This is a genomic window from Nonomuraea sp. NPDC048882, from assembly GCF_040649755.1.
In the GTDB taxonomy this organism is placed as follows: domain Bacteria; phylum Actinomycetota; class Actinomycetes; order Streptosporangiales; family Streptosporangiaceae; genus Nonomuraea; species Nonomuraea maheshkhaliensis.
Window position 1 is genome coordinate 130,723 of the sequence record NZ_JBEZGB010000006.1, and the last position, 23,977, is coordinate 154,699.

Genomic DNA, 23,977 nt, shown 5'->3' on the forward strand with positions numbered 1-23,977 from the left:
TGTGCCGGAGATCGGCCTGTCGCGCAGGCCCTCGTGCTGCGCCACAGGCCGCCGGCACGGCTACCTGTCCGACCTCCTGCCAAAGGATGCTGCACTCGTAGAGAGCGGGCGTATAGGGAGAAATACCGGTTCGCCGCAAAGTTCCGGATCAAATTCCGGCGGGCACCGATCAGGCCCAGTTCGTTACGCGGCGGAGCACGTACTCGATCGGTCCATAGCGGTGCGAACGCAGCCACATCGCGCTCAGCCACAGCAGCAGCGTGTAGATCAGCGCGGCCACACCCATCACGGCGAGCGGCGACAGTCTGCCCGCCAGCCCCAGCCCGTACCCGGTGAAGATCAGGCACGCCAGCACCGACTGGCCCACGTAGTTGGAGGCCGCCACCCGGCCGGCGGGGGCCAGCGCGCGCCCGGCGGCGGGGAAGCGCCTGATCACCCGCAGCAGCGTGGCCACGTAGGCGGCGGCCAGCAGGATCGAGGTGACGGTGTTGAGAGCGGTGCCGGCCAGCTCCCACGGGCCCGCGCCGCCGGACGTCCACGCGAGCAGGATCCCGCCGGGCACGCCGATCCCGAACCCGGCCCACTGGATCCTGGGCAGCACCCGCGCCCACCGCTCGGTGTCCTCCAGCAGCCCGCGCTTGCCCGCCGCCAGCCCGAACAGGAACATGGCCAGCGCCATCGGCCCCTGGAACAGCCAGACCATCGCCACGATGGGCGGATAGAGCTCCAGTTGCAGGGTCACGAAGTCGAGCGGCCCACCGGTGGCCAGACTCAGCGTCCTGGCCGCCAGCGCCGGGTCGGCCGCCGGGGCCTGGCCGGCCGTCGGGTCGAGCGTGGACAGCCAGGCCAGCGCCCCGAGCAGCAGGGTGATCACGCCGACGATGGCGGAGCCGGTGACGACGGCCGTCCTCGGCCTGAGGTTACGCATGGCGAGCAGGGCCAGTCCGAGCACGGCGTACAGGGTGAGGATGTCGCCGATCCACAGCAGGATCCCGTGCAGCACCCCGATCACGAACAGCCCCAGGCACCTGCGCAGGGTCCTGGCCTTCACACTCGCGCCCGCCCGTTCCGCCGAGCGCATTTGCAGCGTGAACGAGTAGCCGAACAGGAACGAGAAGATGATGTAGAACTTCGTCAGCACGAAAGCCGTGATGGCCAGGGCGACGGGGCCGTCCGGGATGGGCATGCGGCCGTCCGCCACGGCGTAGCCGGGGTCGGCGAGGAAGCCGATGTTCGCGACCAGGATGCCGGCCAGGGCGAATCCCCGCACGGCGTCCACCTCGTGGATCCGGGTGCCGGGAGGCGTGCGTAGTTCCGTCATGGGCCGAAGCTACGATCGGCGCGCATGCCGCGACATCAGACCTTGGTCTCCGCCGAGTCGACCAAAGCATTCCCACCGGCACGCTGACCCACTATGACAATTGGTGGGGTACTTGAGGCAGAAGGTAATAGCCTGCCCCACAATGGTGGGATGGCATACCCTCCGCAGCCACCCCAACCCCAGCCGTACCAGCCAGAACCCTGGGACGGCGCACAGGGCCAGGCTGCGCCGCAAGGGTACGACCCACCCCAGCCCCCGGCCCCGCAGCACCCGGCTTATGGCACCCCGCAGAATCCGACCTACGGCGCCCCGCAGCACCCGGACGGTGCCCCGCAGAATCCGGCCTACGGCACCGCCCAGAATCCGGACTATGACACCCCGCAGCACGCGGGTTACGGCACCGCACAGCACCCGGGCCACGGCACGCCGCAACCGCCGGTCTGGGGTCCTCCGCAGCACCCGGCCTACCTGTCCCAGCAGGACCCGAGCCAAGGCTGGCCACCTGCCGCTCAGTCCGGTAACGGCCCGTCCCACCCTCAACCCGACTACACCACACCACCGAGAGGGTCCGCCGCCCCCGGCTACAGTCCCTCACCGACCACCTCGGGACACCACTGGGGCCCACCGCCGAGCCAGCCCACCACCCCACAACCAACTGGCTGGGACCCGCAACCAGGCCAAACCACCACGCCACAACCCGCCTGGGACCCGCAGCCAAGACAAACCGCCGCCACCCAGCAATCCGGCTGGGACCCGCACCCAGGACAGACCGCTGCCACCCAGCACGGATACGGCCCCTCCCCAGCCCAAATCGCCACCAATCAGCCCGGATACGGTTCACCGTCGCCCCATGCCGCCGCCACCCAGCCGGCCTACGCCCCTTTGCCGGGTCAGACCGCGCCCGCTCAGCAGGGCTACGGCAACCCGCCGTACGCCGGCCAGCCGGGCGGTGGGCCGTTCCAGCAGCCGCCGGGCTATGCGCCCGTACCGGCGACCCGGAAGGGCAACAGCGGCCTGATCATCGGGCTGGCCATCGGCCTGGCCGTGATCCTGCTCGGCGGCGGCGCGGTGGGCGCGTTCCTCTACCTGAACGCGCCCGGCCCCACCATCCCCGTAGCCCTGCCCAGCGACGACCCCGCCACCTCTCCACCGTCGCAGCGCCCCGAGCCGACGGACCCGCCCGCGTCCGCGACCCCGGACCCCACGACCCCCGACCCCACGACCACGCCCAGCAGCAAGCCGACCAGCTCCGCGTCCGCCTCGACGCAGGTGCAGCCCGGCTCGCCGCTCACCCACAGCGAGTTCAAGGACTGGAACTTCGCCCTGGGCGGCGTCAAGTTCCGGGCCGACAAGGTCGGCGGCTGGACCTACCCCTCGTGCGCCCCGGTGGACGGCGAGGGCAGCGTACTGACCAGGAACAAGTGCGAGAGCGCCGTCCAGCTCGCCTACTCCGCCTACAGCGGCCACATCAAGGCGGTGCAGCTCCTGATGTCGTTCCCGAGCGAGCAGGCCGCCAAGACCGCCGCCACCCGCCTGGCCAAGCTCACGTCGAACGCGGTCAGGTGGCGCCAGAACGCGACCCTCACCAACTACTCGTACGGCAAGATCCTCTCGGGGGCGTCCAAGAACTACGTGGTCGTCACGATCGTCACCGCCGACAGATCGGCCCGCTCCCTGGCCCCGAACTTCCACGCCTACCTGCAAACCGACCAGGCCAGCTACTTCCTCCTGCGCGACAAAACGATCACCAGCTGAGCCCTGCCCGGCACCCCACACAGCCATCCCGCCTCCACGTTCCCCCGCGCCCATCACCACGGCACGGAGACCCCCGGGCCTCACCGCCACCACACCTGGCGCTCACCGCCACCGGGGCATGGGGACACGCATGCGGTCGGGCGCGGTCGTGAGCGCGGTCGTGAGCGCGCTCGGCGTGCCAGGCGGGCGGGGAGATCGTCGCCGTGTCCTGCCTGGACACCCGCACGACGCAATCGAGGAGCTGGAGGAGACGGTGAAGCTCGTCCTGCCCACCCGCCCGCTCACCCCCGAACAGGCACGGACACCGGTGTCCCAGCTCAAAGGGCACACCATCGGCGTCAACACGCTGAACAACATCGCCACCCTCACCATGAGCGCCCTGCTCAAGCCCGTCGGGCTCGCGCCGCAGGACGTCAAGTTCATTGAACGGCCCTTCCCCGAGATGGCCGGGGCGCTCGACAGCGGTCAGGTGGAGGTGGCGTTCCTGCCCGCGCCGTTCAGCCAGGCGGCGGCCGGTCAGTCGGGGGCGGTCGCGCTGGCCGAGCCGTTCGCCGGGCCGCTGGCCGACTTCCCGATCGCCGGCTATCTCACCACGGAGACCTTCACCGCGCAGAACCCGAAGGTCGTCGCGGCCTTCCAGCGGGCCCTGCGCAAGGCCGCCGAGCTGGCCCTGTCGAACCCGGCCGAGGTGGCTCCCGCCCTGGAGAAGTACACCAAGATCGACCGCGCCACAGCCGCCACGATGAAACTCGGCGGCTTCGCCACCGCCGTCGATCCGGCGAAGGTGCAGCGAGTGGCGGACCTCATGCTCGAATTCGGCTACCTGAAGCAGAAGTTCGACGTCACTTCGCTCATCGCGCCGGCCCCCGGCTCCTGACCAACCCCCCGACCCGCGACTGGACGCGGCTGCCCCTGCCGTGGCGGTCGATGAGGGTGTGGGTCGGTGAAGGTGCGGGCCGGTGAAGGTGCGCAGGGTCGCGTCGGCCACCCGCGACCGGGCCCGGCCACCCACCCCCGCCAGCCTCCACCGGGCGTGGCAACCTCCGCCAGGCACCACCTGCCACTGTGCGCGGCCACCGGCGACCGGACGCTGCCGCCCCCCGCCGTGGCGGTCGGTGTGTGGGTGCGGGTCGGTGAGGGTGTGGGTGAAGGTCGGTGTGGGGGCAGGTCGGTGTGGGGGCAGGTCGGTGTGGGGGTGCAGGGTCGCGTCAGTCACCCGCTACCGGGCGCGGTCACCCTCACGAGCCGCCACCCGCGACCGGGCGCGGTCAGTCCAGCAGGCCTCGTTGCCGGGCTGTCGCCGCGGCCTGGGTGCGGGTGGAGACCGTGAGTTTGCCCAGGATGTTGGACACGTGCACGCTCACCGTCTTCTGCGCGATGAACAGCCGCTGCGCGATCTCCCGGTTGGTCAGCCCCTCGGCCACCAGCCGCAGCACCTCGACCTCCCGCGCGGTCAACCCGGCGTCACCCGCGCCGTCGACGGAACCGGCGCCGCCGAACCGGGCCCGGCGGCCGAACTCCAGCAGGGCGTTCTCCAGCGGCACCGCCCGCAGCTTGCCCGCCGTCTCCCTGGCCGACTCCCACTCCGCCTGCGCGGACTCCCGGTCGCCGGCCGCCAGCAGTGCCTCGGCCAGGCGCCACCTGGCCCGCGCCGCCTCGTAGACGAACGCGACGTCGAACGTCTCCACCACCCGCCGCCACAGCGCCACGTCGAGCCGCCCGTGCACGCGCTGCCACTCGGCCTCCACCTGCAGCTCCCAGGCCCGCCCCTCGAGCCCCATGTAGCCGCCCTCGCCGGCGGGCCCGGCCTTGAGGGTGGCGTGGGCGTGGGCACGCAGGTCGTCGGCGCCCTCGGTGGTGCCCAGCTCGGCCAGCGCCCACAACCCGATGGCGATCGGCCGCAGCGCGCCCACGTCGTCGGGGTCGATCACCGCCAGGACCGCGCGCACGTGGTCGAGCGCCGTCGCCGGGTCGCCGTGCCACAGCGCGTGCTCGGCTGCCAGCGCTCTGGACATGTAGGCGGCCAGCGGGTCGGACCAGAAGGGCCGCAGCAGGGCGAGCCGCCCCTCGACCGCCGGCAGGTCGCGCCCGACCTCGACGAACAGCGCGAACGACGACAGGATCGCCTCCGGCACGGTGCCGACCCGCGCGCCGAAGCCGGCGGCCATCGACTCGGCCTGGTCCCACTCGCCGGCCGCGTAGTGGATGAGGAAGCGCAGGAAACGCAGGTCGGTGCCGTAGGTGCTCCATTTGAGCCCGGTCTCGAACGCCATCCGGATGCCGTCGTCGGCCACCTCGGCGGCGCGGGCGAGCAGCCCCTGCTCGTAGTGGATGCGGGCGTGGTTGAAACGGGCCCGCAGGTCCATCGCCAGGTCGCCGGTGCGCCCGGTGGAGGCCGCCTGGAGCAGCGCGTGAGCCCGGTCGAGGTCGCCGCGGAGCTCGACGAAGCTGGCCAGCGACACCAGCGCGCCCACCTCGGCGTCTCTGGCCCCGGCCGCGCGGGCGGTCTCCAGCGCCCGCTCGGCCAGCGGCTCGACCTCCTGGTGCCGCGGCGACCACAGCAGGGTGCGGGCGTGTGTGGCCAGCGCGCGGGCGAGCGCGACCTGGTCCTCCGCGCTCGCGACGGCCCGCTCGGCCGCGGCGATCGCGGCGTCCTGGTCATTGGTCTCGTAGAGGTAGTAGGCCAGCCGCTCGCACACCTCGGACGTCGGCGGCAGCGCGCGCAACCGGACGACGGCCCGGTGGTTGTCGCCGCTGTCGGCGGCCATGACCGCGCTGCGGAAGGCCAGCCCGGCCCGGCTCTCCCCGGCCAGCCGTTCGGCGTCGTCGACCCGCTCCCACAGGCTCAGCGCCCGGTCGTAGTGGCTGTGGGCCTCGGCGGGCGCTCCGATCCGCTCGGCCACCCGCCCCGCCTCTATGGAGGCCCGCAGCGCCCCGGCGAGGTCGTGGCCGGCGAGATAGTGGTGGGCCAGCTCGGCCGGCGAGGTGAGCAGGCGGGCGAACGCGGTATGGAGCCGGGTGCGCTCGCCCGGCAGCAGGTCGGTGTAGACGGCCTCCTGCAGCAGCGCGTGGCGGAAGGCGTAGCCGTGGCCCTGGACCCTGAGCAGGCCGCGCGAGACGATCTCGCGCACCGCCTCCTCGAACTCGGCCAGCGGCAGCCCCGACACCTCGCGCAGCAGCTCGTCCTCGACCCGGCGCCCGGCCACGGCGGCGGCGCGCAGTACCCGCTGCCCCGCCTCGGAGAGCACCTCGACCCTGGACATCAGCAGGCTGGCCAGCCCGTCGGGCAGGGCGTCGCCCTCGGCCATGGCCGCGAACAGCTCCTCGGCATAGAACGGGTTGCCGTCGGCGCGGGTGACGATGAGACCGAGCCCCTGGGCGTCGACCTCGCCCAAAGTGGCGACATAGTCGGACATCTCGCCGGTGCCCAGCGGCCCCAGCTCCACGTTCATCACCGTGGGCAGGCGCTTCAGCTCGGCCAGCACCGATCTGAGCGGATGGCGGCGGTGCAGGTCGTCGGTGCGGTAGGTGCCGGCGACGCAGACCCGCTCGCTCTGCACCATGCGGCTGAGGAAGACCAGCAGGTCGCGGGTGGAGCGGTCGGCCCAGTGGAGGTCCTCGATCACGAACAGCACGGGCTGGAGCTCGGCGAGCAGCCCGAGCAGCGAGCCGAACAGCCGCTGCTGGGTGAGCCCGGCCGAAGGCGGGCTCTCGGTGCCCGGCAGCAACTGGCCGAGCAGGGGATGGGCGGTGGCGGCGGCGCGCACGGCGGGCTCGGCCCCGCGCAGCGCGTCGGCCAGCGGCAGGTAGGGCAGCGAGTCGCCGAGCTCGGCGCACTGGCCGACCAGCACGTTGAAGCCGCGCTCCTTGGCCCGGACGGTCAGCTCGGTGACCAGCCGGGTCTTGCCGATGCCGGCGTCTCCGCCGACGAGCGCCACCCCGGCCACGCCGTCGGCGGCGGACTCGAGCACCCGCACGAGTCCGGCCAGCTCAGAGGAGCGCCCGACGAGAAGACCGTTCACGCCATGAAACTATGCCATGTCGCACCGACAACTGATTGGTCCAGTCATCCGGGACGGGATTGGCCCTGACCGGAGGACCAACGCCGTCCTACGCTGCCGTTCGTGATACCTCCCGCGACTTTCGCCCTCTTCGTGACGGCCTCCATCGCCCTGGTGCTCATCCCCGGCCCCAATCACCTCTACATCACCGCCAGAGGGCTCGCCCAGGGCCGGGCGGCGGGCCTGGCCAGCGCGCTCGGCGTGGAGGCCGGCACGCTCGTGCACATCGCGGCCGCCGCCGCGGGCCTGTCGTACGTGATCTCTCAATCGGCCACGCTCTTCGCGGTCATCAAGTGGGCCGGCGTCGCGTACCTCGTCTACCTGGGCGTCCGATCGTTCACCGGCAAGGACGCCCGCGCCGGACGGCCGGAGCCGCAGCCGCTGCGCAAGGTGTTCCTCGAAGGCATGCTGGTCAACGTGCTCAACCCCAAGGTGGCGCTGTTCTTCGTGGCGTTCCTGCCCCATTTCGTGGACCCAGGCGCGGGTTCTCCCGCGCTGCAGATGGCTGTGTTCGGCCTCACGCTGCTGCTCCTCGGGCTGATCTCCGACCTCGTGTACGCCGTCGCCGCCGGCGCGCTCGGCCGCCGCCTCGACCGGGCGGCCAGAACGCTCCGGTACGTCAGCGGCGTCGTCTACCTGGCCCTGGGCGTGGCCACCGCGTTCGCCGGGAGAAAATGAGCCCCATGGCGCCCAGGAAGCAGCAGGAGATCTTCGACGCGACGTTGCGGCTGGTGGCCGAGAAGGGCTACGACGGCCTGACCGTCGAGGGGGTCGCCGAGCGCTCCGGCGTCAACAAGACCACGATCTACCGCTGGTGGCCGTCGAAGGCCGCGCTGCTGGGCGCCGCGCTGGTGGAGTCCGACGTGCTGGGCTTCGCGGCGCCCGACACCGGCAGCCTGCGCGGCGACCTGGTCGCGCTGGTGGAGGGCATCAGACGGCTGCTGACCGAGCGGCCCGCCGCCGACATCGCGGTGGCCGCGCTCGCCGCCGCCGTACGCCATCCGGAGCTGGACGGGCGCCGCTTCTTCGCCGACAGGTTCGCCAGGGAGCGGGAGATCTTCGAACGGGCGGCGGTCAGGGGTGAGCTGAAGGAGTCGGCCGACCCGATGCTGATCGTCGATCTGCTGGCCGGAGCTGTGTGGATGCGGGCGGTCTTCAGGGACCTGAACGTGAGCGACGACTTCGCCGCCGAGGCGGTCACGGCGGTCCTGGACGGCGTCCGCGCCGGCTGAGCGCCGTTCGGCCACGGGCGGGCCAGGAAGCGCCGCACGTCAGGAAGCGCCGCGGGCCAGGAAGCATCGCCGGTCAGGAAGCGCCGCCGGTCAGAGTGACTCCGACAGCGCCGCCGGGATGCGGTCGAGCACAGGATGCGGCGCCAGCCCGTACGCGTAGAAGTCCACGGCCAGCGCCCCGGCCGCCTTGGCCCCCCGGGCCTTGGCCACCAGCCGGTCGGCGGAGTCGCTGTCGGGGTAGCCCGGCCGCAGCACGGCCCGCACCTCCCGGTCCTTGCCCACAGACCGCAGGTAGGCGCCCACGTCGTCGGCCACCCGCGCCGCGTCACGCGCGTACGCCAGCACCCCGAACGCCGGCACGAGGTCGCCGAGCGCCACCAGGTCGACCCCGAGCTGCCAGGCGTCATGGGCGGCCAGTCCCGGCGTGGGCAGCCCGTCGGTGTAGCCCTTGACCGCGCCCGTCGAGTCGATGAAGACCAGTTTCGAGCCCTCGTCGGCCACCGCGGAGGCCACCTCGGACACCAGCGTGGTGACGGTCTCGGAGCGGGCGCGGGCGTAGGCGACGACGTCGGGCCCCGCGTACGCGGTCAGCGCCGCCCTGGTCACCTCACCCTGGGCCGGCGGGTCGCCGTCGAAGACGCCGCCGACGATCCTGGCGCACTCGTCGCGGGCCACTTCGGCGTTGACGCCCAGGTCGGTGGCCCGGCGCATGCAGTAGTCGCAGAAGCAGAGCCCGAACAGGTAGGCGTCCATCGGCCCCAGCGGCACGAACGAGCGCTGCGGCTTGAGCGGCCTGAAGTGCAGCGACTCGGCCACCACGCTGTCGACGCCGAGCCTGGCCACCGCCCTGGCCAGCGCGACGGCGTATTCGCGCACGTCGGGGTGGGCGGGGCACAGGTCGGTGAGCGAGCCGCGGTCGCCGAAGCAGTCGCGTACGGTCACATCGGGGTGGCGCTCGCCGAGCGTGGCGTTGCGCAGGAAGACCGTCCACCCGTGGAGCTTCATGGACCGTTTCGCGCACGCCTCGCGCAGCCCGTCGAACGCGTCGAGGTGGCCGGGCACGGGGGTCAGCCTGAGCCCGTCGAACAGCTCGGGCGGCGGGACGAAGTGGGCCCCGTCGTGGCGCAGGGTCAGCCTGGACAGCCCGTGGGGGGTGACGTCGCGGGAGGCGTGGTGCACGGCGCCGACGGTGATGCCGCGCACGCCGTACGCGCTGATCCTGTCGAGCACCCGCTCGACGCCCTCGCCGCGCAGGTCCTCGACGAAGACGTACACCGAACTGTCCACACCACGACCTTAAGCGCTCTTGTGCGCGACGAAGTCGATCTCCACGAGGATGTCCATCAGCTCGGACCCCACGGTCGTGCGGACCGGGTAGGGCTGGTTGAAGTACGACTTGTAGACCTCGTTGTACGCGGCGAAGTCGCGCTTGAGGTGCTGCAGGTGCACGGTGGACTTGACGACGTCGTCGAAGCCGAGGCCGTGCGCGGCGAGGATGGCGCCGAGGTTGCGCATGACCTGGTGCGTCTGGGTGGCGACGTCGGTGCCCACGACCTCGCCGGTCTTGGGGTCGAGCGGCCCCATGCCGGAGGTGTAGACGAAGTCGCCCACCACGAGACCCTGCGAGTAGGCGCCGACCGGGGCGGCGCCTTCGGTGGTCCTGAGCTCCTTTTTCACGAAATCTCCCTAGAACTTGGTGCTAATCGTGCCTACGACACGGTAGTCCCGGTCCACCAGCGGCAGCAGCCGCCACTTGTCGAAGGCCGTGCACGGATGGGAGATGCCGAAGGCCAGCAGGTCACCGGGCTTGAGCCCGGTGGCGCGGACCACGGTGTGCTGGTCCTGCATCTTCACGATCGTGACCCCGCCGCGGCGCGGGATCGGCAGGCCCTCGTCGTAGGGCGCGTCCCGCTTGCCCATACCCACGATGGCCAGCCCCGGCTCGGGGGTGGACAGCACATGCGCCCACACCTCCAGCGCCGGGCGCAGCTCGCCCTCGATCCGGTTGAACGGCGTGCGCTCCCGGTAGAAGCCGTCGTCGTGGGTGACGTAGGCGCCGCTGCGCAGCAGGATCCTGGCCTGGGTGGCGACGAGCTCGCGGCCGATCACGTCGAACCACTGGCTGCCGCCCACGGTGAGGATGGGGTTTCTGACGCGCAGGTGCTCGACGGCCTCCTGCAGCGAGCCCAGATAGTCGCGGACCTCGTCGGAGGACTTGAGCCCGCCCTCGTATCCGGCGACCCCGGCCAGCTCGACGCCGGGCGTCACCTGCACGTGGGCGGCCAGCTCCAGCAGCTCCTTGACCGACCTGCACCCGGCTCTGCCGCCCTCGTGGCCCAGCTCGACCAGCACCCGGAACGGCCGCGGCCCGGCGTGACCCGCCAGGATGTCGACCCCGGCCGTCGAGTCGGCGAAGCTCAGGAACTCGAACTCGGGATCGCGCTCCAGCTCGTGGGCGGCCCAGGTGAGCCCCGCGGGATCGACCACCTGGTTGGCCACCATGATCCGCCGGACCCCGAACCCCCTGACCGTCTGGGCCTGCCGGGGCGTCGCCACGGTGAGCCCCCAGGCTCCCGCGGCGAGCTGCATCGCGGCGATCTCGGGCGACATGTGCGTCTTGGCGTGGGGCGCCAGCTCCATGCCGTGATCGCGGGCGAACGCCGCCATCGTGGCCACGTTGTGCGCCAGCGCGCCCCTGTGGACCAGCATGGCGGGAAATTCGAGCCCGCCGTCGAAGACCGACTGGCCGAGGTTCGCCGGCACAACACCCCCTTCGTCCGCGTCCGACCCTATCCGACCGCCCGGGCGCTCAGGGCCGGAGCGCCCGCCCGGGGGTGGCCCCGGTGAGCTCGCCTCCGGCCAGCACGCGCACCCCGGAGACGAGCACGTCGTCCACGCCTTCCGCGAGCGTGCGCGGCTCCTGGTACGTGGCCAGGTCGCCGACCACATCCGGGTCGAACACCACCACGTCGGCGGCGAACCCGCGGCGCAGCAGCCCCCGGTCGGTCAGCCCGAAACGCCGGGCCGGATGGGACGAAAGGTGCGTCACGGCCTGCTCCCACGTCCAGTCGCCCAGCTCCCTGACGTGCCGGCCGAGGAACCTGGCGAACGCCCCGAACCCGCGCGGATGCGGATGGCCGCCTACGTAGATGGCGTCGGAGCCGCCGGTATGGGACGGGTGGCGCAACATCCTGCGTACGGACTCCTCGCCCAGCGGGCCCTCGTCGGGCCTGGCCGAGACCACGCCGGCCTCCAGGTTCGTCTCCGTCAGGAGCCGACGGCAGAACGCGGCCGGATCCGTCCCCGCCCGCCCGGCCGCCTCGGTGATGGTCAGCCCCTCGGCCCACTCCAGGCCGGGCGCGTGGGAGACGGTCAGCCGGGGCCAGGTCGAGGCCAGCGTCGGCCACCAGTCGTCGAGCGCGCCGGAGCCGATCATCTCCACGGCCCGGCCGGGCTCGGCCCCCGGCACGGACGGCGGCAGCACGATCATGGCCAGGATCGTGTTGCCGCGCAGGTAGGGGTAGGTGTCGAAGGTGAGGTCGACGCCCTTGCCGAGCGCCTCCTCGACCAGCGGCATCAGCACGTCGGCGGGCCCGTGCAGGTGCGAGACGTGCACGGCGGCGCCCGAGCGGCCGGCGATGTCCACGACCTCGGCCATGCCGACCCCGGCCCGATCGCCGTAGGCGCGCATGTGGGTGACGTACGGGAGCCCGCCGAGCGGGGCGCACAGGGCGGCCAGCTCCTCGGCGGTGGCGTAGCCGCCCGGCAGGTATTCGAGCCCGCTCGACAGCCCGGCCGCGCCCTCCGACAGCCCCCGCTCGACGTGACGCAGCATGCCGGCCAGGTCGGCGGGCGAGGCAGGGTCGGGCGACGGGCCCATGACGTCGTAGCGGATGGTGCCGTGGGGCAGCAGGTAGGCGGTGTTGAGCGCCACGGCGCGGTCGTAGCCGTCGAGCAGCTCGCCCACGCTGAGCGGCCCCTCACCGAGGTCGGACACCGGCCCGCCACCGGCCGCACTCCCCGGCCCGCCGTCACGCTCCGGCCCGCCGTCACGTCCGCCGTCGCGCTTCAGCTCGCCGTTGACGGCGGCGAAGTAGCGGGAGACGTAGGCGACGGTCTCGGCGGAGCCCGGCGCGTACGACAGCCCGTCCTGCCCCATCACGAACGTCGTCACCCCCTGCCGCAACGCGGCCAGCTGCACGCCGGGGTCGAACACGACCGCGTCACCATGGGAGTGGCAGTCGACGAACCCGGGCGCGACGAGCCGCCCCGTCGCGTCGATCACGCTGCCCGCCGTCGCGCCGTCGAGCCTGCCGACCGCCGCGACCCGATCCCCCTCGATCGCCACATCCGCCCGGTACGGCGGGGCGCCCGACCCGTCGAGCACCCGCCCGCCGCTGATGACTACGTCGAAGCTCACCCCAAGATTCAATCAGAGCGGGGCAAGTACGCCGGAGCGCATCCCACGCCGTTCACCACGGGCCGCTCGGCCAGCAGGTCGCGGGCCCTGGAACGGGCCAGGTTCCAGCCGTTCCACGGGTCGGGCCGGTTCAGCCGGTTGGTCGCGATCACGTCCGCCAGCACGCAACTGCGCTGCGGCTCCGGCAGCCGGTCCAGAGCCGGCACGGCCTCCGCGCCGAGATCGCCGAGGTAGTCGGAGTCCATCTTGGTCACGCCGCGCACCTGCACCTGCGACTCCGCGACCCGCAGATCGGGGTTGACCATCGAGAACGCCACCAGCCCCAGCCCGGTGACCAGCACGATCGTCCTGGGCAGCCAGCCGGACTGACGGCCGGTGAGCCGGGCCGCGCCCGCCAGCAGCACCAGGGCGAACAGCGCGCCCAGCCACCACACGGTGGCCTCCACGGACAGCCGCAGCCGCGACAGGCCGTAGGCGTCGGTGTAGAGGTTCATCCGGTGCAGGGCCGAGGCCAGCACCACCATGGTGAGCCCGCAGAGCACGCCGAGCAGCACCGCCAGCAGCCAGCGCTCGGCCCGCTCGACCCTGAGCAGCCCCGCGGCCACCGCCACGATGCCCAGCACGAACACGCTGACCACCACGAGCTGGAAGAACCCCTGCCTGGCGTACTCGGCGTAGGTCAGGCCCGCCGTCTTCAGCACCAGCGTGTCACCGCCGAACAGCGCCGTGATCTGCACCGCCACGAACGAGGCGAACAGCATATTCACCGCCGTGAGCGGCACCGCCCAGATGCTCCGGCTCACCCTGAACCTCGTCCCCGGCCCCACCGGGTCCACGACCGGCCGCAGCGCGACCAGGACCACGGCGGCCAGCAGCGCCGCGAACAGCACGAACAGGAAGATCCGTCCCGGAAGCGAATCCGCCCAGGCCGGGGTGGTGGTCAGCCGCTCCACGTACGAGGCGAAGATCGCGTCCGCCGAGGCGAACAGCAGCCCGAACACCAGCAGCAGCACCGCCGTGATGCTCAGCGCGATCACCATGGGCATGACGCGCCGCCGCGCCGTCAGCCGCTTGAGCGGCCCGGCCAGGAACCACGGCACCGGGCCGAACGCCAGCAGCACCGACATCCCGCCCCTGATCACGCCCACCCAGCCGGCGCCCGCTCCGGACACCGCGAGCGCGCCCAGCCCGGCCCCCGCCACGAGCAGGATGGCCACCAGCCAGTCGGCGTCCCGCACCGCCGCCATCGAGATCAGCCAGTACGCGGTCAGCCCGAACGCCAGCGTCCACGGCGTCATCCGCTGCCTCATCGCGGGCAGCGCCGCGCCGCCCACCACCATCGCGACCAGCACGCTGCCCAGCCCGACCTGCGCCTCCGGCAGCGCCACCGCGGCGAACACGCCGGCTCCGGCGGCGGCCGGCAGCAGCCAGCGCGGCGGATCGGGCACCTCGGGCCTGGGGAAGAGCGGCGGCGGCACGTAGGCCGGCGGCGGCCCCATCTGCCCCCGGGACGGCTCCCCTCCCGAAGCCCCAACGGGGGTGCCGGCCGGAGTACCGGTGTGCAGGCCGGCCTGGCTCGCCCGGTACGCCTCCATCGCCCTCCTTCCGGACCCCGCTCCCAGAGAGGCGCCGAGGGCTCCTATGAGCGTGGTGCAGCCGATGAGCGTCACCAGCGCCGCCCCGTCCCCCACGGCCACGCTGGCCAGGACGGCGGCGAACATGCCGACCAGCAGCCCGACCAGCAACCCGACGGCGCCACCACCGACCATCCGCCCCAGACCACCGGCGAACGGCTCGCGCGGCGGCGGATAACCCGGGATCCCCACAGGCGGCATCCCTCCCCCGCCCGGCGCGATCGGCCAGGCGTTGCCCCCGGCCGGACCGGCCCCGGCAGGGCCACCACCACCCGGAACCTCGGCCCGCACGACCGCCGCGCCACTCCGGCCGGCCGCCATCGCGATCTCCGCACCCACACCCGCACCCACACCCGCGCCCACATCCGGGCCCGCGCCCACAAGGGACGCGGCGCCGGTCGCCGGGACCTTCTCACCGGACACACCGTCCGGCGACGCACCGGCCCCGGCGGGTTCAGGCTCACCCGCCGTCAGGACCGGACTCGCCGGCCCGCTGGACGCGGGCACCGCGTCAACCGGTTGCCCGGCCGGGTCGGGTGCGGCGGCCCCCGCCGCCTCCCCCGCACCGGCGGGCAGTGGCCGTTCCACGTCCCCCGTGTCGCGTCCACCCTCTAATGGCGCCTCAGCCATCGTCGTCCTCCCTGGTAGATCGACGACCATCCGGCAGCCCGCACAGTCCTCGATGCGAATGGATCCCCCGTGCAGCTCGACGATCTCCTTCACGATGGCCAGCCCCAGCCCGGCCCCGCCGGAGTCGGCCGCCCGCCCGGCGTCCAGCCGGGAGAAGCGTTCGAACACGCGTGCCCTGGCCGACGCCGGAATGCCGGGCCCCTGGTCGGCGACCTCCATCCGCACCGAGGCCCCCGACGCCGCGGCGCGGATGACCACCTCGCCCGAGGGCGGGCTGTGCCGTACCGCGTTGTCGAGCAGGTTCGCCAGCACCTGGGCGAGCAGGTCGGGGTCGGCCCGCACGACCAGGTCGGCCGGCACGGACGAGCGGATCACGACGTCCTCGCGCGCCAGCGACGCCTCACGCACCGCCTGCTCGATCAGCGGCGCCAGCTCGACGGCCTCGGCCTCGATCGGGCGGGTGCCGGAGTCCAGCCGCGACAGGTCGAGCAACTGGGCGACGAGCCGGCCGAGCCGCTCGGTCTGGGCGAGCGCGGTGCGCATGGTGACGGGGTCGGGCGCGGAGACGCCGTCCACCACGTTCTCCAGCACGGCGCGCAGCCCGGTGATGGGGGTGCGCAGCTCGTGGCTGACGTTGGCGACGAGCTCGCGCCGCTGCCGGTCGACCTCGCCGAGGTCGGCCGCCATCGCGTTGAACGCCCTGGCCAGCTCGCCGACCTCGTCGCGGGAGGTGGAGTTCACGCGCAGGGTGTAGCTGCCCTTGGCGATGGTCTGGGCGGCGCTGGCCATCTGGCGCAGCGGCTTGGTCATGCCCATGGCCAGCACCTGCACCATGATCAGCGCCAGGACGACCGCGACCGCGATGCGCGTCTCGCGGGAGAGCCCCGACTGGATGCCGACCTCGTTCACCACGAACGCGGTCCCGACGGCCAGCACGATCACGATGCCGAGCTTGACCTTGATCCGGCCGAGGAAGTCGAGTGGGTTCATCGCCGGACCAGGGCGTAGCCGACGCCGTGCACCGTGCGCACGACGTCGGAGCCGAGCTTGCGGCGCAGCGCCCGCACGTGGCTGTCGACGGTCCTGGTCGCCGCGGCCTCGGAGAAGCCCCACACGTCGGACAGCAGCCGATCGCGCTCGAAGACCTGCCCGGGGCGTTCGGCCAGGCGGCGCAGCAGGTCGAACTCGGTCCTGGTGAGCTGGGCCTCCGCACCGCGCACGAAGACGCGGCGCGCGGCGGTGTCGATCTCCACCTCGCCCACCCTGATCACGGTGTCCTCGGCCGCGAGCTGGGCCGCGCGCTCGACCCGGCGCAGCAGCGCGTGAATCCTGGCTACCAGCTCACGCATGCTGAACGGCTTGGTCAAGTAGTCGTCGGCCCCTACCCCGAGCCCGACGAGCACGTCGGTCTCCTCCCCCAGCGCGGTCAGCATGAGCACGGGCACGGGCTTGGCGGCCTGCATCCTGCGGCACACCTCCAGCCCGTCCATGCCGGGCAACAGCCGGTCGAGGATCACCAGATCCGGTTCCGCGCTGCCGTACTGAACAAGGGCGTCCTGCCCGTCGCCGGCCACCCTGACGTCGAAGCCCTCGGCGGCCAGCCTGTTCCGTACGGCGAGCGCGATGGTCACGTCGTCCTCGACCACGAGAATGCGTCGCTGCTCTGCCACGTACGAAAGACTACGAGCGCCCTGTGCAGACGACACTCCCCGATTCGTGCACAATCCGTGCAGACTTGGCGGCGTGAACACCGCCGGATACCTCCGCCGTCTCGGCCTGCCCGCGCTGCTCGGCGCTCCCGCGAGCGCGGAGGGGCTGCGCGCCCTGCACGCCGCCCACATCGAAAAGGTCTCCTACGAAGCGCTGGAGATCTGGCTCGGCCGGGCCACGACCGTCGATCCGCTGGAGTCGGCCGAGCGCATCCTGCGCGGCAGGGGCGGCTACTGCTACCACCTCAACGGCGCGTTCTCCGAGCTGCTCGCGGCCCTCGGCTACGAGGTGACCCGGCACGTGGGCGGCGTGCAGAACCGGGGCGGCGAGCCCGGCGTCACCGGCAACCACCTGGTGCTCACCGTGCGCGGGCTGCCGTCGGAGGCCAACCCTGGCGGCGCGTGGCTGGTGGACGTGGGGCTCGGCGACGCCCTGCACGAGCCGCTGCCGCTGGTCGCGGGCGGCTATCGGCAGGGCCCGTTCCGGTACGTGCTGCGCCCGTCGGAGGTGGCGCCCGGCGGCTGGCGGCTCGACCACGACCCGGGCGGCTCGTTCGAGGGCATGGACTTCACCCTCGAACCGGCGCGGATGTCGGCGTTCGCGGACATGCACCGCCACCTGACCACGTCGCCGGCCTCGGGTTTCGTGCGCGTGGCCACGGTGCAGCGGCGCGACGCCTACGGGGTGGACGTCCTGCGCGGGCTGCGGCTCAAGCGCCTCGGGAACGGCACGCAGTCGGTGACGCTGTGCACGTCGCGCGACTACTACGCGGCGCTGGCGGACGTGTTCCTGCTGCCGCTGGACGACGTGAGCGCCGAGGAGAAGGACGAGCTCTGGCGCAAGGTGCGCGCGGCCCACGAGAGCTGGTTGAAGAGCGGTTCGGATTGACGGCTCAGGCCCATGGTCATGAGGCGGTCGCGGCGCTATCGTGCGACTCGGAATGGCTGATGAGACCAGGAAGCTGAACGGTCGCTACCGGCTGTTGAATCCCTTGGGGGCGGGATCCGTACGGCTGGCCTTCGACGAGACGGAACACCGCGACGTCGCGGTCAGGCGCCTGCGGGTGCCCCCTGAGCTGCGCGAGGCCGCGCTGCACGAGGCGCGCAGGGCGACCGCGCTGCGGCACGCCTTCGTCGTGCGGGTGCTCGACGTGCTGGTCGAGGACGGCGAGCCGTGGCTGGTGATGGAGTTCGTCTCGGGGGCGTCGCTGGAGCAGACCGTCCGCTCGCGGCGTCCGCTGCCCGTCCCGCAGGCGGCCAGGATCGGCGTCTGCGTCCTGTCGGCGCTGACCGCGGCGCACGCGGCGGGGATCGTGCACGGCCGGGTCGATCCCGGCAACGTGCTGCTCACCACGACCGGCCGGGCGGTGCTCACCGGGTTCGGCTTTCCCAGCCTCAGCATGCTGCCCTCCGCGGACCTGTGGTCGCTGGCGGCCACGCTGCACTTCGCGGTCGAGGGCCGCCCGCCCGGCCAGGCGCCCACCGAGGCGGCCGACCCGTTCAGGTCGCTGGTCAGGGCGATGCTCCGGCCGTCGAAAGGCTCGTCGGGGAGCTCGGGGCCGCCGCCGGCGGAGGTGGTGCGCGAGACGCTGGAGCGGCTGGCGGTGGACCGGCCGCTGGACGCGGTGGTCAGGGCGTCGGGCCCGCTGCCGCCCGACCAGGTGGCCGCGATCGGGCTGGCCGTGCTCGACCGGCTCGCCGACTGGGGCGGCTTCCACGGCGGGGTGCAGCCGGGGAACGTGCTCATCGACGTCTGGGGCCGGGCCCGGCTGACGCCGCTGCCGGGGCCGGGAACGCTCCCGGCGTACACGGCTCCCGAGCGCGCCGCCACCCAGGCCGCCGATCTGTGGTCGCTCGGGGCCACCCTCTTCACCGCCGTCGAGGGCGCCGCACCCGCGCCGGGCGCGCCGCTGCGGCGGGCTGGCCCGCTGGCTCCCGTGCTGTTCCGGCTCCTGTCGGGCAACCCGTTGGAACGTCCCACACTGGACGAACTCCGCCGCGACCTGCTCAGAATCGCCGCGGGAAGTGCTTGACCTCCGGCACAACAATTGCGATACATCGCGAACGGAACCTCAGCGACGGGTTCACACGTTGGACAGAGGACGCAGAATGTGGGAGAGGCGGGGCGCGCGCTCCGCGTTCGGAGGAAGTTGGGGATGTCGCCAGTTCAGAAGTACGCCATCGGCGCGGGCGTCGCGTTCTTGTTCTCGCTGTTCTTCTTGCCCGGTTGGGTCACCTTGCTGGTCGTCCTCGGCCTGGTCGCCGCCCCTGTGGTCGGCTACCTGATGCTCGATCCGTCGCAGCGCGAGCGGCTCAAGCGGGCCCGCAGGCGCGGCATCGGCCGCTGAGGCTCCGGCGGCGGGGGCCCGACAGGCGCATGCGGTCAGGCCTCCGCCGCGGCCAGCGTCGTCTGCACGCGCTGGGTCACCCTTCGCTCCACGTAGAAGGACAGGAACGGCACCGTGCCGCCGAGCATGACACCGAGCATGTACGGCCACGACCAGCGTGCCTTCATGCCCAGATTCATCACCGTGACCAGGTAGATCATGTAGAGCCCGCCGTGGATCGGGGCGATGATCTTCGACATGGCCGGCTGGTCGAAGCCGTAGCGCAGCACCATGCCGACGCAGAGCACGAGCAGCATGACGCCGACCACGTACGCGAGTGCCCGGAAGGGCTTCAGAGCCGATTCCACCGTTAACCTTCCAGAACCATCTCAGGGGACGACTTGCCGCGGTCCCGATCCGCGCGTACGGCGTCGCGGACGAAGTGGAACCACATGAAGACGGCGAATCCAGCGAAGATCCACCAGTTGGCGGCATAAGCCAGATTACGCCAGGTGAACGTGCCTCCGACCACCGGCGGGCTCGCCTGGACCTGCGTCAGCGAGCCGGAGGCCGGCTGCGCCACGACATAGCCGGTGCGCACCCGCTGCCCGCTCCACAGGTTGACCAGCTCGCCCGTGGACACGGTCTGCACCTGGCCGGCGGGCAGGCCCTCGGCGCGCCGCTGCACGCTGTCGGTGCCCTGCTGCGGCCGCAGCCGTCCGGTCACCGCGACCTTTCCCTGCGGCACGGCGGCCACGGCGGGGTCGTCGGCCTTGGCCGTCCAGCCGCGTACCACGGGCACGAGCGTGCCGTCGTCGAGCCGCAGCGGCGTGAGTACCCAGTAGCCCTCATCGCGCGAGATGTTGCCGCCGGGGGCGTCGGCATCGGGCTTGCGGTCGGCGACCAGGAGCTGACGATCGGCCTCGTAGACGCCCTGCGCGGTGACCTGGCGGCCGACCGCCTCGCCGGTCATCTGGGTGCCGACACCGGCGAGGGTGGCGACCGTGACAGGCGCAGGATCGGTGGCCGCCTGAGGCTTTCCCGAATCTTGGAAGACTCCGAGCTGCCAGCGCCCGAGCAGGATGAAGGCGATGAGGACCCCGATCGTGAGCAGGTGCAGCCCCAGGATGCGGGGTGAGAGCAGGGTCCTCAGCATGCCTTCAACGTATCCGCCGGGTGGGGCGGTCTGCCAATCAGGCCATGCCTACGGATCACACCAAAAGGCACAAACGGAACAGGCGATCACGCTAGGCTGCTGCCCATGTCTGACCAGCATATTGACCCGGCGGGCAACACTCAGGCCTTCCGCGCGTTCGCGAACGCGCGCGAGCAGGAGGCCGTTGCCAAGCCCAAGAAGTCGCCCCTCATCCCCATCATCGCGGTCGTCGTCGCGGTCGTGATCGTCGGCGTAGCCGCCTTCCTGCTGCTCCAGTAGTCAGCCGACAGCATCACCCGCCGCGGAGGCCGTGGCGGGTTTTCGTCGTTCCCGGGCGTGGCGGGGTTCAGATCGTGACGGGTATCACTCTGGACCGGGACGGGCGGCGCTTCTTACATTGGATTCAGCGTCCAATAAGAGACGTCCGATAAGCGCCGACCTTCAGGAGGGCCCGTGGGCGAGCCAGGACTGGTGATCGTCGGCTCCGGCTTCGCCGGCATCTGCATGGCCGTCAAGCTCAAGGAGGCCGGCTACCACGACTTCGTCATCCTGGAGAAGGCCGCCGAGCTGGGCGGCACGTGGCGGGACAACACCTATCCCGGCTGCGCGTGCGATGTGCCGTCGCACATGTACTCGTACTCGTACGAGCTGAATCCGGACTGGTCGCGGATGTTCGCGCCGCGCGAGGAGATCCAGGACTACCTGCGCGCCTGCGCGGCCAAGTACGGCATCACCCCGCACCTCCGCTTCGGCAAGGACGTCGTCGCGCTGGAGTACGACGACGGCCGGCGCGGCTGGACGGTCACCACGCAGGACGGCGAGGTCCTGCGCACCAACGCGGTCGTCTCGGGGATAGGCGCCCTCCATATCCCGAAATTTCCGGAAATTGTGGGGCGCGAGTCCTTCACCGGCCCCGCCTTCCACTCCGCCGAATGGGACCACTCCGCCGACCTGACCGGCAAACGCGTCGCCGTCGTCGGCACCGGCGCCTCCGCCGTCCAGTTCGTCCCCCAGCTGGCCCCCGATGCCCGCCACCTGACCGTCTTCCAGCGCACGCCGCCCTGGATCCACCCCAAACCCGACTTCGCCTTCTCCCCCGCCGCCCGCCGCCTCCTGCGCCTGCCCGGCGCGGCCAGAACCCTGCGCGGCGGCATCTACTGGGCCCTGGAGAGCAGGGCGCTGGGCTTCGCCGTGGACCCGCGCCTGATGAAGGGCCACGAACGCCTCGCCCTGCGTCACCTCGAAGCCCAGGTGCCCGACCCCGTCCTGCGCCGCGCCCTCACCCCCGACTACGTGATCGGCTGCAAGCGCATCCTCGTCTCCAGCGACTACTATCCGGCCCTGACCAGGCCGAACGTCTCGCTGGTCACCGACGCGATCACCGAGATCCGGCCGCGTTCGATCGTGGACGCCGCCGGGGTGGAGCACGAGGCCGACGCGATCGTCTATGGCACCGGCTTCAAGGTGGTGGACGCGCTCACCGACCGGCACATCACCGGCAGGGACGGGCTGAGCGTCCAGGACGCGTGGAAGGGCGGCGTGGAGGCCTACCACGGCATCACGGCCGCCGGCTTCCCCAACCTGTTCTTCCTGCTCGGCCCCAACACCGGCCTCGGGCACACCTCGGTCGTGTTCATGATCGAGTCTCAGGTCAGGTACGTCATCGAGTGCCTGCGCCTGCTCTCCCGCACCGGGGCCAGAGCCCTGGACGTGCGGCCGCAGGCGCAGCGCCGCTACAACGACCGGCTGCGGGCCCGGCTCGACCCCCTGGTCTGGAGCGCGGGCGGCTGCCGGTCCTGGTACCTGGACGAGCACGGCGTGAACCGGACGCTCTGGCCGGGCTTCACCTTCGAGTACTGGGCGCGTACGCGGAGGGTGAAGCCCGGCGCCTACGAACTCATCTTCTAGGCGAGACCACCAGGGCGCTGCCGCCGCCGCGCCTGGACGGCTCGGCCACGGCCTGGATCCGGTCCCGGCTCAGGAACTCCAGCGCGGTGGCCGCGCCGATCTCCGGGTTGGGCGCGAACGTGTGCCCCTTGGCCTCCAGCTCCGCCTGGTGCGCGGCCAGGAACGCCGGCTCGGCCTGCGTCTGCGCGGTGTTGCGCTGCGTGGCGCGCGGCGCGGCCAGCGCTTCCGGCAGGTTCATCCCGAGCTCGTACCGGTTGACCAGGATCTGCAGCACGGTCGTGATGATGGTGGAGCCGCCGGGCGAGCCGGCCGCCAGCACCGGCCTGCCGTGCTGGAAGACCAGCGTCGGGGCCATCGACGAGCGCGGGCGCTTGCCGGGCGCCGGCAGGTTCGGGTCGCCGGGCGCCGGGCCGAAGGTGAAGTCGGTCAGCTCGTTGTTGAGCAGCACCCCGCGCCCCGGCACCACGATGCCGTTGCCGCCGGTGGACTCGATGGTCAGGTTGTAGGCGATCACGTTGCCCCAGCGGTCGGCGACCACCAGGTGGGTGGTCTCCGGGCCCTCCTGCGCGGGCGGGGCCGCCTCGCCGGTCGGCCGGTCGCAGCCCTCGTAGCGGCCGTCGGGGTTGCCCGCCGCGGCCGGGTGGGCCATGGCCGTGTCGCCGACCAGGCAGGCCCGCTCCTTGGCGAAGCCGTCGGACAGCAACTCCTTGAGCGGCACGCCGGGGATGTCGCCGACGTACTTGCCGCGGTCGGCGAAGGCCAGGCGGGACGCCTCCAGGTATTCGTGCAGACCGACCTGCGGCAGGGCCTCCAGGATGTTGAGCGCCTCGCTCACCGTGGAGCCGCCCGAGGAGGGCGGGGCCATGCCGTACACGTCCATGCCCTTGTAGGAGATCTTGGTCGGCTCGCGGAACAGCGCCCGGTAGGCGCGCAGGTCGGACAGCTCCATCAGGCCAGGGCGCACATTACGGGTGCTGCCCGGGGTGACCGGCGGCTTCTTGACCGTGGCCACGATCTCCTGACCGAGCCGGCCGCCGTACAACCATTCGGGGCCGCGCTTGCCGAGCTCGCGGTACGTGGCCGCCAGCTCCGGGTTCCTGAAGACCGACCCGACCGGCGGCGGGGCCCCGTTCGGCAGGTACAGCTTGGCCGTGGAGGTGATGTCCTTGAACCGGTCGGCGTTGGCGGCGGTCTGGTCGTGGAAGGTCTGGTCGACCACGAAGCCCTTGGAAGCCACCTCGATGGCCGGCTGGAGCGCCTGTTTGAGGGACATCGTCCCGAACCGGCGCAGGCCCAGGTCCCAGTTCGCGACCGTGCCAGGCACGCCCGCCGACAGGCCGCTGGTCACGCCCTCGTCGAACGGGATGCCCTCCAGCGTGGTGGCGGTCATGGCGCGCGGCGCGGTCTCGCGGCCGTCGATGGTGAAGACCTTCCGCTGCCTGGCGTCGTAGTAGACCATGAAGCCGCCACCGGCCAGGCCCGACGAGTACGGCTCCGTGACGCCGAGCACCGCGCCGGCGGCGACGGCGGCGTCCATGGCGTTGCCGCCCTTCCTGAGCACGGAGATGGCGGCCTTGCTGGCGTCGAGGTCGACGGTGGCGACCGCTCCGCCGTACCCCTCGGCCACCGGGACCTTCTGGGGCGGCGGCTGATGATGGGGCGGCCCGGCCAGCGCGACCTGCGCGGGCACGAGCGAGATGAGGACTGCTGCTGCGGGAATGAGCACACGGCGCATGATTCTCACCTTGGACCACATACCCCCATAGTGGTAGGGCCCCCTCAGACGTAGGGGTGATGCGCTGGTCGGAGGGGTGATCTAGCGTG

20 protein-coding genes are annotated in these 23,977 nt (G+C 72.2%); 9 read left to right on the forward strand and 11 right to left on the reverse strand.

Annotated features, from left to right (window positions below; translation table 11 throughout):
- Positions 1-169: 169 nt before the first annotated feature.
- Entirely contained in the window at positions 170-1,321 is a 1,152-nt protein-coding gene (locus tag AB0C27_RS22500) for a DUF418 domain-containing protein (RefSeq protein ID WP_357846892.1), read from the reverse strand.
- An 882-nt stretch (positions 1,322-2,203) separates the two neighbouring features.
- Between AB0C27_RS22500 and AB0C27_RS22505 the strand changes: the two genes are divergently transcribed.
- Positions 2,204-3,076: a hypothetical protein gene (locus AB0C27_RS22505; RefSeq protein ID WP_357846894.1), complete on the forward strand. Its 873-nt coding sequence runs from the start codon at positions 2,204-2,206 to the stop codon at positions 3,074-3,076.
- Positions 3,077-3,206: 130 nt separating this feature from the next.
- Complete coding sequence (locus AB0C27_RS22510) at positions 3,207-3,953, forward strand: ABC transporter substrate-binding protein (protein ID WP_357846896.1); 747 nt, start codon at positions 3,207-3,209, stop codon at positions 3,951-3,953.
- Positions 3,954-4,344: 391 nt separating this feature from the next.
- Here the strand turns inward: AB0C27_RS22510 and AB0C27_RS22515 are convergent, their stop codons facing one another.
- On the reverse strand, positions 4,345-7,098 hold the full coding sequence (locus AB0C27_RS22515; protein ID WP_357846898.1) for an AAA family ATPase: 2,754 nt from the start codon (positions 7,096-7,098) through the stop codon (positions 4,345-4,347).
- A gap of 102 nt (positions 7,099-7,200) precedes the next feature.
- Here AB0C27_RS22515 and AB0C27_RS22520 point away from each other — a divergent pair, with 102 nt between their 5' ends.
- Both AB0C27_RS22520 and AB0C27_RS22525 read left to right on the forward strand, forming a co-directional pair.
- A complete protein-coding gene (locus AB0C27_RS22520) occupies positions 7,201-7,815 on the forward strand; it encodes a LysE family translocator (protein ID WP_357846900.1) in 615 nt (204 codons plus the stop codon).
- 5 nt (positions 7,816-7,820) lie between these two features.
- A complete protein-coding gene (locus tag AB0C27_RS22525) occupies positions 7,821-8,369 on the forward strand; it encodes a TetR/AcrR family transcriptional regulator (RefSeq protein ID WP_357846902.1) in 549 nt (182 codons plus the stop codon).
- Positions 8,370-8,459: 90 nt separating this feature from the next.
- Here the strand turns inward: AB0C27_RS22525 and AB0C27_RS22530 are convergent, their stop codons facing one another.
- Genes AB0C27_RS22530 through AB0C27_RS22555 form a run of 6 tightly spaced genes read right to left on the reverse strand, consistent with a single transcriptional unit; the run spans position 8,460 to position 16,723 of the window.
- Positions 8,460-9,656, reverse strand: a complete 1,197-nt coding sequence (locus AB0C27_RS22530; protein ID WP_357846904.1) for a hypothetical protein — start codon at positions 9,654-9,656, stop codon at positions 8,460-8,462.
- 9 nt (positions 9,657-9,665) lie between these two features.
- A complete protein-coding gene (locus tag AB0C27_RS22535; protein WP_106236840.1) occupies positions 9,666-10,046 on the reverse strand; it encodes a Rid family detoxifying hydrolase in 381 nt (126 codons plus the stop codon).
- Between the two features lie 9 nt (positions 10,047-10,055).
- Positions 10,056-11,132 carry an alanine racemase gene (locus tag AB0C27_RS22540; protein ID WP_346114331.1) on the reverse strand — a complete coding sequence of 359 codons (1,077 nt, stop codon included), beginning with the start codon at positions 11,130-11,132 and terminating at the stop codon, positions 10,056-10,058.
- Between the two features lie 46 nt (positions 11,133-11,178).
- Positions 11,179-12,789: an amidohydrolase family protein gene (locus tag AB0C27_RS22545; protein ID WP_357846906.1), complete on the reverse strand. Its 1,611-nt coding sequence runs from the start codon at positions 12,787-12,789 to the stop codon at positions 11,179-11,181.
- An 8-nt stretch (positions 12,790-12,797) separates the two neighbouring features.
- Positions 12,798-16,043, reverse strand: a complete 3,246-nt coding sequence (locus AB0C27_RS22550) for a DUF4153 domain-containing protein (protein WP_357846908.1) — start codon at positions 16,041-16,043, stop codon at positions 12,798-12,800.
- Positions 16,040-16,723: a response regulator transcription factor gene (locus AB0C27_RS22555; protein WP_357846910.1), complete on the reverse strand. Its 684-nt coding sequence runs from the start codon at positions 16,721-16,723 to the stop codon at positions 16,040-16,042. Before AB0C27_RS22555 ends, AB0C27_RS22550 begins: the two co-directional genes overlap by 4 nt.
- 73 nt (positions 16,724-16,796) lie before the next feature.
- On the opposite strand from AB0C27_RS22555, the gene AB0C27_RS22560 reads away from it, so the two are divergent.
- The 3 genes from AB0C27_RS22560 (at position 16,797) to AB0C27_RS22570 (ending at position 19,110) form a co-directional block, all read left to right on the forward strand.
- Positions 16,797-17,651 carry an arylamine N-acetyltransferase gene (locus AB0C27_RS22560; RefSeq protein ID WP_357846912.1) on the forward strand — a complete coding sequence of 285 codons (855 nt, stop codon included), beginning with the start codon at positions 16,797-16,799 and terminating at the stop codon, positions 17,649-17,651.
- Positions 17,652-17,703: 52 nt separating this feature from the next.
- On the forward strand, positions 17,704-18,795 hold the full coding sequence (locus AB0C27_RS22565; protein ID WP_357846914.1) for a protein kinase: 1,092 nt from the start codon (positions 17,704-17,706) through the stop codon (positions 18,793-18,795).
- Positions 18,796-18,918: 123 nt separating this feature from the next.
- The gene (locus tag AB0C27_RS22570) at positions 18,919-19,110 is read left to right on the forward strand and encodes a hypothetical protein (protein WP_346110462.1); all 192 of its coding nucleotides are present in this window, start codon (positions 18,919-18,921) and stop codon (positions 19,108-19,110) included.
- 35 nt (positions 19,111-19,145) lie between these two features.
- Here AB0C27_RS22570 and AB0C27_RS22575 read toward each other — a convergent pair whose 3' ends face one another.
- Together AB0C27_RS22575 and AB0C27_RS22580 are read right to left on the reverse strand one after the other, a co-directional pair.
- The gene (locus AB0C27_RS22575) at positions 19,146-19,457 is read right to left on the reverse strand and encodes a DUF3817 domain-containing protein (RefSeq protein ID WP_357846917.1); all 312 of its coding nucleotides are present in this window, start codon (positions 19,455-19,457) and stop codon (positions 19,146-19,148) included.
- Between the two features lie 2 nt (positions 19,458-19,459).
- Positions 19,460-20,245 (reverse strand): SURF1 family protein, encoded by a 786-nt coding sequence (locus AB0C27_RS22580; RefSeq protein ID WP_357846918.1) that lies wholly within the window; start codon positions 20,243-20,245, stop codon positions 19,460-19,462.
- 105 nt (positions 20,246-20,350) lie between these two features.
- Between AB0C27_RS22580 and AB0C27_RS22585 the strand changes: the two genes are divergently transcribed.
- A complete protein-coding gene (locus tag AB0C27_RS22585; protein WP_346110465.1) occupies positions 20,351-20,524 on the forward strand; it encodes a hypothetical protein in 174 nt (57 codons plus the stop codon).
- Positions 20,525-20,698: 174 nt separating this feature from the next.
- Entirely contained in the window at positions 20,699-22,153 is a 1,455-nt protein-coding gene (locus AB0C27_RS22590) for an NAD(P)/FAD-dependent oxidoreductase (RefSeq protein WP_357846921.1), read from the forward strand.
- On the opposite strand, the gene AB0C27_RS22595 is transcribed toward AB0C27_RS22590, so the two are convergent.
- Complete coding sequence (locus AB0C27_RS22595) at positions 22,143-23,888, reverse strand: gamma-glutamyltransferase family protein (RefSeq protein WP_357846923.1); 1,746 nt, start codon at positions 23,886-23,888, stop codon at positions 22,143-22,145. The genes AB0C27_RS22590 and AB0C27_RS22595 overlap by 11 nt on opposite strands.
- Positions 23,889-23,977: the final 89 nt, after the last annotated feature.

Bases quoted from the DNA above. Each gene is read 5' to 3' on its own strand.
- AB0C27_RS22570 (WP_346110462.1), top strand. From the start codon at position 18,919: ATGTCGCCAGTTCAGAAGTACGCCATCGGCGCGGGCGTCGCGTTCTTG.
- AB0C27_RS22580 (WP_357846918.1), bottom strand. From the start codon at position 20,245: ATGCTGAGGACCCTGCTCTCACCCCGCATCCTGGGGCTGCACCTGCTC.
- AB0C27_RS22565 (WP_357846914.1), top strand. From the start codon at position 17,704: ATGGCTGATGAGACCAGGAAGCTGAACGGTCGCTACCGGCTGTTGAAT.
- AB0C27_RS22510 (WP_357846896.1), top strand. From the start codon at position 3,207: ATGCGGTCGGGCGCGGTCGTGAGCGCGGTCGTGAGCGCGCTCGGCGTG.
- AB0C27_RS22525 (WP_357846902.1), top strand. From the start codon at position 7,821: ATGGCGCCCAGGAAGCAGCAGGAGATCTTCGACGCGACGTTGCGGCTG.
- AB0C27_RS22500 (WP_357846892.1), bottom strand. From the start codon at position 1,321: ATGACGGAACTACGCACGCCTCCCGGCACCCGGATCCACGAGGTGGAC.
- AB0C27_RS22585 (WP_346110465.1), top strand. From the start codon at position 20,351: ATGTCTGACCAGCATATTGACCCGGCGGGCAACACTCAGGCCTTCCGC.
- AB0C27_RS22550 (WP_357846908.1), bottom strand. From the start codon at position 16,043: ATGAACCCACTCGACTTCCTCGGCCGGATCAAGGTCAAGCTCGGCATC.
- AB0C27_RS22595 (WP_357846923.1), bottom strand. From the start codon at position 23,888: ATGCGCCGTGTGCTCATTCCCGCAGCAGCAGTCCTCATCTCGCTCGTG.